We start from the raw sequence: 7618 nt of genomic DNA on the forward strand, positions 1-7618 counted from the left end.
AAACGCCGTTGGATCACAAACTCCGCGGGCGTCAGACCACTTGGAACTTGCACCTGTTGCAAGCAGCAGAGTACCAATACCGGGCCGGAAGGAAACCCTCGAAGACAGGAATTCTCGCCGTCTTTGACCCGGGTTCAAGGAACGCGCCCCCGCCCGGCTCCTCGAGACGGTCCAAGACGCCGGATCAGCGGGCCAGCACTACCACGATCAGGGCGATCAGCGCTACCAGCGTCGCACCACCGACGAGCCACCAGTACCAGTCGATCCCGGCCGGCTCCGGCTCCGGCGCAGGAGCCGGTGGGGGCGGCGGAGGCGCGATCACGGTGATCGGCTCGGGTGCCGTCACCAGCACCATCGGCCCGCCGCAGCGCAGGCATGTCTCGGCACCGACGGGATTGGCCTCCGCACAGGTCGGACAGGGGATCGATGCGACAGTGACCCTGCCCGCGGTGCCGGGCAGGCGACGCAGGTTCTCGCCACTGCCCTCCGCGCCGTCCCGGATGACCTCGGCCGGCGTCCAGAACAGCGGGAAGTCGCACTTGCCGCAGAAGTCCTGGGCGTCACGCCGGTTCAAGGCGACCTGGGCCGACGTACCGCACTCGGGGCACGCCACCGCCCCTCGCTGGTCCACGCGCTGCTCGCTCATGCCTTCCTCCCGTACGACGATCGGTGCGAGCCGGAGTCCTCGCCCGATCGCCACACCAACTCATCGGCCACGTAGAGCTCGGCCCGAGCATGCGCCGGCACCTCGTCGCGGATCCGCTCGATGAACTCCGCCACCGCGAGCTGGCCCGTCGACGCCACCCGCAGCCGCACCCAGGCGGCATCCGCCGGGGCATCACCGCTGCGCCAGATCCCGCCGCCGTCCTCGACCTCGGCCGGACCGTCGCTGAGCAGCTCGAGGAACTCGCGCAGGCCGTGCGCGGTCCCGCGCCAGGTCAGCGTGCGGGCGGCGCTGCGCACCATCCGGCGCTGCAGGTCCTCGGGCAGCGCCTCGTCGATCGGAGCGGCCGAGATCCACGACCCCAGCCACCGCACCAGCTCCGGCGGTGCGACCGACACGTCGAGGATGTGGTCGATGTTGTCGGCGTCCTCCAGGAGCGTCGTGCCGAGCTCCTGGAAGATGGAGACGAACCGGCGGAAGAAGTCGTGCGCCACCATCTGGACCGGCAGCTGGTGCACCATCCAGTCCGGGTCGCGGCGCGGCCGCAGCTGCCCGCTCGGCTGCTGCGAGACGTAGGGAGCGAGCGTCATCGCACGACCACCCGGTGCGCGGCGGAGAGGAAGAGCGACTGCCGGTCGAGTCGGATGACGTCCTTCGCCGCACCGAGCCGCCGGCCGGTGCGCAGGTCGAACTCGTAGAGCAGCACCTCCTCGACCCGCTCCACCCCCTCGACCGACTCCAGCAGCTGGGTGACGGTGGCGGCGTTGACGTCGGCGTCGAAGGGCCAGCCGGTGCCGTCGGCGCCGCCGAGCAGCGGGTTGAGGTAGCGGTCGAGCGCATCCACGGCGCGCTGCTGCACGAGCGCGGGCGGCCGGCCGGGGTCGCCGTGCACGAGCGCCACCACCGAGACGCCCTGGTAGTAGGGCGTGCCGACCTCGATCGCCGTACCGACGATCCGATGCTGGTCCAGGTGTGCGGTGATGGTCTCCATCAGCGCCGGGGAGATGGCGTAGTCGTCGAGGTGATGCTCGCCGATCTCACGGCGTACCTGCGGCACGACCAGGAGCTGGACGTGCGCGTTCCCGGGCCCCGCCGGCTGGCACCGAGCCCGAGCCACCTCCGGCGAGGACTCCAGGGTCAGCCGCTCGAAGTCGCCGACGGTGACGGCGCGCTGACCCGTACGCAGCGTCAGCGGACCGCGCTCCTTGGCCTCCGCCACCGACTCGGCGTCGACGCCACCCGCCGCCCGACCGAGGTTGGAGACGGCATTCACGAACGGCACCGTGGTGCGCATCAGGGTCAGGGTGCGAGCCCCGACGTTGCCGCGCACCCCGCCGCCGTGGCGGTAGCCGCTGACCTCGATCCGGGCGCCGTCGCGCGGGATCGCACCGTGCTGGCGCACGGTTCCGTCGGCGTAGCGCACCCGCGGACCGAAGCGGACGATGCCCGAGCCGCCGTCCCAGACGTAGACCTGGTCGTCGGGCCCGGCGAGCGAGAAGTCCTCGACCTCGCGCCAGACGGCCTCCCGGTCGTCGTCGCGGACGAGCACGTGCTCACCGGTCCGACGCGGCAGCACCGGCGTGCGCGAGACGATGAAGCTCTGCCCCGGCGTACCGTCGCTGCGGCCGATCACCTCGCCGGGCAGCTGCTCGGCGTGCTCGGCCAGCACCGTGCCGCCCAGCGCCTCGACGCTGAGACCACGGACCCGCGGCGAGGCCCGGTACGTCGGCTGGCCCGGCAACGGCGCGAGCAGCCGCGCGCGCAACCAGTAGGCAGCCTGGTTGCCGATCGTGGAGGGCGCATGCTCGACCGGGACCAGGAGCACGATCTCGCCGGCCCGGTTGAGCCCGCCGGTGGAGTCCTGGTGCACGGTGCAGGCGATCCAGCCCTCGCCGTTCCACACCTCCCACGCCAGCGGCGGCCGGTTCGGGTCGACGCCGATGCCCTCGGCCTGGGCCTCGACCACCAGCCGGACCACCATCCCGGCCAGGCTGTCGTGGAAGCCCAGGGCGAGCGCGTCGCCGGGGCTCAGCGCGGGCGACGCGAACGCCCGCACGCCCTCGGTCCCGAAGCGCAGGTCCTCCCAGACGTCGTCGGTGACGCCCCCGACCTGGACGGTCTGGGCCGCCTCGAGGACCGGCGGGGCGATCACCAGGTCCTCGGTGGTGCTGAACACCACCGCGTCCGCGCCGTCCGCCGCGCTCGCCGCGGTCATGACCTGGGTGTTGCCTGGCACCACGACAGGCGCCTCGAGCACCGCCGAGAGCCAGAACGTCAGGTCGGCACGCGCCACCGAGGGCGGGAACGGCTCGATGCCGACCATGTTGAGGAAGTGCGTGTAGAGGCGCTCAGGGACCTGGTTGACCCGGTAGAGCACCATCTCGCTCATCCAGGCGAACAGCTCGATCAGCGCCACACCCGGGTCGGAGACGTTGTGGTTGGTCCACTCCGGGGCGTAGCGCGGGATCAGCCGCTTGGCCTCGTCGACGATGCTCTGGAAGGTCCGGTCGTCGAGGCCGGGAGTCGGGAGAGGCATCGGCTCACTCTTCGCTGTCGTGGGGGATCAGGTAGAACGGGTAGACCAGGTTGCGCCGGTCGTTGGTGGCGCGGATCCGGTAGGCGATGCCGATCCGGACCAGGGCCGGGTTGTCCTCGTCGGGCATCGGTACGACCTCGTCCACCTCGACCCGAGGCTCCCACTGCGCGACCGCCTGGCGCACGGCCACGGCGATCTGACCCAGCAGGTTCGGCGTGACCGGCTCGAAGAGCAGGTCCCAGATCCGGCAGCCGAACTGCGGTCGCATCAGCCGCTCCCCCGGCGCCGTCATCAGCACCAGCTCGATCGAGCGGTCCAGGTCCGCAACCGGGTCCGAGAGCCGGATCGAACCGGTGTGGTCCACGCCGAGCGGCCAGGCGAAGCCACTCCCGAGGAACGAGGGATCCGTGCCGGCCGGCACCCGCGGATCACGGTTGCCCGTGACCCGCGCCGGCAGTCGGCTCTCGTGAGGTCCGCTGGTCAATTGATCATCACCACCCCGCCCTTGAGGGCGAGCTGGCCCGAGGCCTGCACCGACGTACTCGCCTGGCCTTCGATCTTCACGTCCGCACCCTGCACCTCGACCGCTGTCTTGCCCGCCATCGCGGCCTTGGTGCCCGCCTGCACGTCGACGGTGGTGTCGGCCTTGAGCGTGATGCTCTTGCCCTGGATCGTGATGTCGCCCTGCTCGGAGAAGACGATCTTTGCCGGCCCGTTGGTGATCGTGAGCTCCTTGTTGGCGATCGTCAGATCCGTCTTGTCAGCCCCGATCCGCAGCTGGTGCTGACCACCGGCCAGCTTGACCAGCACGTACTTGCTGTCGTCCGCGGTGCCGTCGGCGAGCTCGATGACGTGACCCAACCGCGAGGTGATCCGCCGGTAGGCGATGGCGCTGCCGTCGACGTTCCCGGCCTTGGGCGAGGTGGGCAGGGTGTTCTTCGCGCTGAACAGGCCGCCGAGCACGAGCGGACGACGCGTGTCGCCCTGCTCGAAGGCGACCAGCACCTCGTCGTTGACCTCGGGCTGGAACTCCAGGCCACGGCCCTTGCCGGCGCCGATGGTGACGACCCGCGCCCAGGGCGACTCCACGGTGTTGCCCTGGGTGGAGTAGGTGACCTTGACCTTGCCCGCGTTGTCGGGATCGGCCACGTTGGTCACCACGCCGGTGAGCACACCGGGCAGGGTGAACCCGCTGCCCTCCGCCGGTACGCCGAGCACGTCAACCAGGTGCCGGGCCCGGTGCGGGCCAGCGGTGAAGCGGGTGGTGAAGCCACTGACGTCGTAGAGGTGCTCGACCGCCGTGACGAGGTACTTGCCCGACGCCGGCCCGGCGTCGCTGACGTCGACGGTCGTGGAGAGCGCGATGGCGGCGTTGAAGTCGCCGGTGCCGCGGGCGACGACGCCGTCAGAGGCTGCGGTGGCGAAGATCGAGGAGGCCATCGCGGTCGCCTCGTCGGCATCCATCGGCGCCGCGTCCCGGACCACCAGCGTCTTCGAGCCCTTGCCGAGATCGGCGAGGAACGGGTCGATCAGGTTCCCCTGGGCCTTGGTCTCCACGGAGGTCGCGCTGCCCGTGATCGGCTGCTGCTGGGCCGGGTCCCAGCCCACCACGTCCACCTTGTCGGGTCGCAGGCTGGTCGCCTTGACCGAGAAGCCGTCCAGATCGGTGCCGAAGGCGAGCCGGACCGTGGCGTCCGACGTACCTGCCTTCTCGAAGCGGAGTGTCCGGGTCCCCTCCACCCACCAGACCCGGCCGGTACGCGCGCAGATCTCGTTGAGGAAGTCCAGGTCGGTGCCCGACTGCAGCAGGTAGGCCTGCGTAGCGTTCTCGGCCTGGCCGCTGGTGACCGACAGACCGCGGGCGCTGGCGAGGCCGTTGACGACGGTGCTCAGGCTGCTGTTCAGGTAAGTCTTGGTCGAGGTGCCCTGCGTCAGCTTGTGGGCGGCATCGTCGACGGTGACCACCAGCTCGGGCTGGCGGCTCTCGCCCTGGTTCAGCGCGATCCCGACGACGGTGCCGGAGAAGATCGGCGAGCTGCCACCCGCCTTGCCGAACGTGACGGCCTTCTCGAGGGTGAAGACCGACGCATCGGCGAGGGCCGCACCGAAGTCGCGGAAGCGCAGCGTGGCGCGGCCGACCAGACCGAGCTGGAGATCGACCCGCACGCCGACCAGCCGGTCGAGCCAGGCGGCAGCGAGATCCTGGCCGCCGACCTTGATCTCCGGCGCGAGCGCGATACTCATGAACCGAGCCGTGGGATCGAGAGCACCGTGCCCGGACGTACCGCGAGGGGGTCCTCGAGGCTGTTGGCCGAGGCGAGCGCGCGCCACTTGGTGGAGTCGCCGTAGTAGCGCGCGCTGATCCGGTCGAGGGTCTCACCGGGCTGCACGCGGTGCACGCGGTGCGGGCGCGGCGTACCGGAGGTCGGGTTCTGCGGGCCGAAGGCGTCGGACTGCTGGTACTGCATGAGGGTCAGGCTCATGTCGGCACGCAGCGGCGTACCGCTCTCGGAGAAGTAGGTGAAGGTCAGGCTCAGCGAGGTGATCACCGACTCGAAGCTCTGCAGGTTGCCCCATCCGAAGGTGACGGTCCGCGGGCGGGCGTTGTTGCTGGCCTCGTCCGAGCCGGCCAGGCTCGGATCCGGCTCCATCAGCGCGAGGATCTTGCCGGTGTAGTTGGTCACCGGCACGCCCTCCAGCGTGGTGTCGAACTTCAGCGCCAGTGACATCGATGCCGACTCGGTGCCGTTGAACTGCGCCGTCGAGACGCCCTTGCCCGGCATCGAGGGCGCGTCCCAGCTGTTCTTGCGGCTGATGGAGAGCTGCTCGGGGTTGTAGAGGCACGGGATCTGAGTCCCGCCCTCGATCTGCAGGTAGGCCTTCGCAAGACTCATCAGAAACCGCCTCTTCCGGAGCGACGGCCACGCCGCTCGAGTTCGTCGACGACGCGCTGCTCGATCCGCTCGACCACCGCGGCGATCACCTCGTCCAGCTGTTGCGGGTCCAGCGAAGCGGAGGCCGGTACGGCGGGACCCGCCACTCCCTGGCCGGGCTGCGCCGAGTAGACCACCGGCGCGGTGGATGCGCCTGCTGCCGAGGCGGCGTCGGCGCCGTTCGCCTGACCGGCTTCGGGCGCGAACAGGTGCGCGGTGTCCTCGAGCAGCGACCGGCCGGTCCTGCCGGACGTGCCGGACCTGCTGCCCTTGCCGTTGCCGGCGTTGCCGCCGTCGCCGGACTTGGCCGCTTGCGCCGCCTTCGCGGCCTTGCCGACGAGCGGACCACCTGGTCGGGTCCTGCCGTTGATCACCGGCCTGCGGCGGATCGCGTCGGGGAGGTCGGCGTCGTACTCCCAGTCTGCTGACGCGGGTGCGATCGGCAGCGCCGGCGGTCGCGGGCGCCCCTCCGGAACCGGACTCGACATCGTGCCCTCCCTCCTGCTCTGCTCCTGATCGGTCCACGGTGCCTGCCAGGGTGCCCGGACGCCGGGGCGGCTCGTGGGCTGCTGCGCTCCGAGCGGGTTGGCGTGGGTGCTGGCGTGGGTGCTGGCGTGCAGGAATGCGCGCAGCGCCGCGGCATCACCGCCGCCGGGGTTCGCGGGCACCGGCGGCCCGGCAAGCGCGGCCGCTTCAGTACGCCGCAGCACCGGCGCACCCGGCTGGCGCGGCGATGCCGACGCCGGGTTCGGGGCGGTTCCGCTTGAGGTCGCATCGGGCTGCGCGCCTGCCTCGGAAGCGGCCGCCGTGCGGGGGGCCGAGCCCGGGGCCGAGCCCGGTACCGAGCCCGGCACGGGGCGGAGCGCCGAGCGGCGCGCCGGATGGGGCGCGACACTGCGCGACGTCGGACTTCCGGCGAAGGTGTCGCTGCCGGCGCCTGCATCCGCGCCAGTCCCCGCATCCGCGCCGGCGCCCGCAGCTGTGGGGATCGGCGAGGGTTCGCCAGCGGTGACGTGCGATCGGGTGAGATTCGGAGTGAGCAGAGTCAGGCCGTCGGCGGAGGCCGCGGCGCGACGTACGCTCGCTCGACGGCGGACCGTGGCAGCGGCGCCGCCGTTGGCCGCGTCGGCACGCACGGCGTCGGCACGGCGCGGTCCTGGGGATGCCGGCAGCACGCCCGTTCCGAGGCCGCCGGTCGCCGGGCGGATCTGCGCCGGGGCGCCGAACCCGCTGGGCAAGGCGCCCGGGCTGTCAGCAGCGCGGCCGTCACGCCGTCCGATGGTCAACAGATCGGGCATGGCCAGGCCGAGACCGGGGGTCATCGACCGCAGCGCGCTGAGCGAGGCGCGCGACCAGTCGCCGCTGTCGTGGGCGAGCGCGCCGGGAGCGCTCGCGTCCAGCGTCGCGCTTCGCCGACGCACCGCGGGAGTGCCGAACGTTCGTTCCGCTGACTGGGGGGTGGGCGCGGGGCCGGACAACTGTTCG

Annotated in this window: 7 protein-coding genes; all 7 read right to left on the bottom strand. The window is 71.6% G+C overall.

The genetic code is table 11. The features are described from left to right. Positions 1 to 184: 184 nt before the first annotated feature. Entirely contained in the window at positions 185 to 646 is a 462-nt protein-coding gene (locus H036_RS0120095; protein ID WP_017936610.1) for a hypothetical protein, read from the bottom strand. After that, on the bottom strand, positions 643 to 1254 hold the full coding sequence (locus H036_RS23905) for a phage tail protein (RefSeq protein ID WP_017936611.1): 612 nt from the start codon (positions 1252 to 1254) through the stop codon (positions 643 to 645). The genes H036_RS0120095 and H036_RS23905 overlap by 4 nt, the downstream gene beginning before the upstream one ends. Further along, a complete protein-coding gene (locus H036_RS0120105) occupies positions 1251 to 3200 on the bottom strand; it encodes a putative baseplate assembly protein (protein WP_017936612.1) in 1950 nt (649 codons plus the stop codon). The genes H036_RS23905 and H036_RS0120105 overlap by 4 nt, the downstream gene beginning before the upstream one ends. 4 nt (positions 3201 to 3204) lie before the next feature. Further along, complete coding sequence (locus H036_RS0120110; RefSeq protein ID WP_017936613.1) at positions 3205 to 3684, bottom strand: GPW/gp25 family protein; 480 nt, start codon at positions 3682 to 3684, stop codon at positions 3205 to 3207. After that, positions 3681 to 5444: a phage baseplate assembly protein V gene (locus H036_RS0120115; RefSeq protein WP_017936614.1), complete on the bottom strand. Its 1764-nt coding sequence runs from the start codon at positions 5442 to 5444 to the stop codon at positions 3681 to 3683. Before H036_RS0120115 ends, H036_RS0120110 begins: the two co-directional genes overlap by 4 nt. Next, positions 5441 to 6094: a CIS tube protein gene (locus H036_RS0120120; protein ID WP_017936615.1), complete on the bottom strand. Its 654-nt coding sequence runs from the start codon at positions 6092 to 6094 to the stop codon at positions 5441 to 5443. The genes H036_RS0120115 and H036_RS0120120 overlap by 4 nt, the downstream gene beginning before the upstream one ends. Further along, positions 6094 to 7618: hypothetical protein (locus H036_RS24675; RefSeq protein ID WP_232421917.1), on the bottom strand; the 1525-nt coding region annotated here is incomplete at its 5' end. The genes H036_RS24675 and H036_RS0120120, both read right to left, overlap by 1 nt.

Source organism: Nocardioides sp. Iso805N (genome assembly GCF_000364605.1).
Taxonomy (GTDB): Bacteria; Actinomycetota; Actinomycetes; order Propionibacteriales; family Nocardioidaceae; genus Nocardioides.

Excerpts from the sequence above, each read along its gene's own strand:
- H036_RS0120095 (WP_017936610.1), bottom strand. The coding sequence starts at position 646 with ATGAGCGAGCAGCGCGTGGACCAGCGAGGGGCGGTGGCGTGCCCCGAG.
- H036_RS23905 (WP_017936611.1), bottom strand. The coding sequence starts at position 1,254 with ATGACGCTCGCTCCCTACGTCTCGCAGCAGCCGAGCGGGCAGCTGCGG.
- H036_RS0120105 (WP_017936612.1), bottom strand. The coding sequence starts at position 3,200 with ATGCCTCTCCCGACTCCCGGCCTCGACGACCGGACCTTCCAGAGCATC.
- H036_RS0120115 (WP_017936614.1), bottom strand. The coding sequence starts at position 5,444 with ATGAGTATCGCGCTCGCGCCGGAGATCAAGGTCGGCGGCCAGGATCTC.
- H036_RS0120120 (WP_017936615.1), bottom strand. The coding sequence starts at position 6,094 with ATGAGTCTTGCGAAGGCCTACCTGCAGATCGAGGGCGGGACTCAGATC.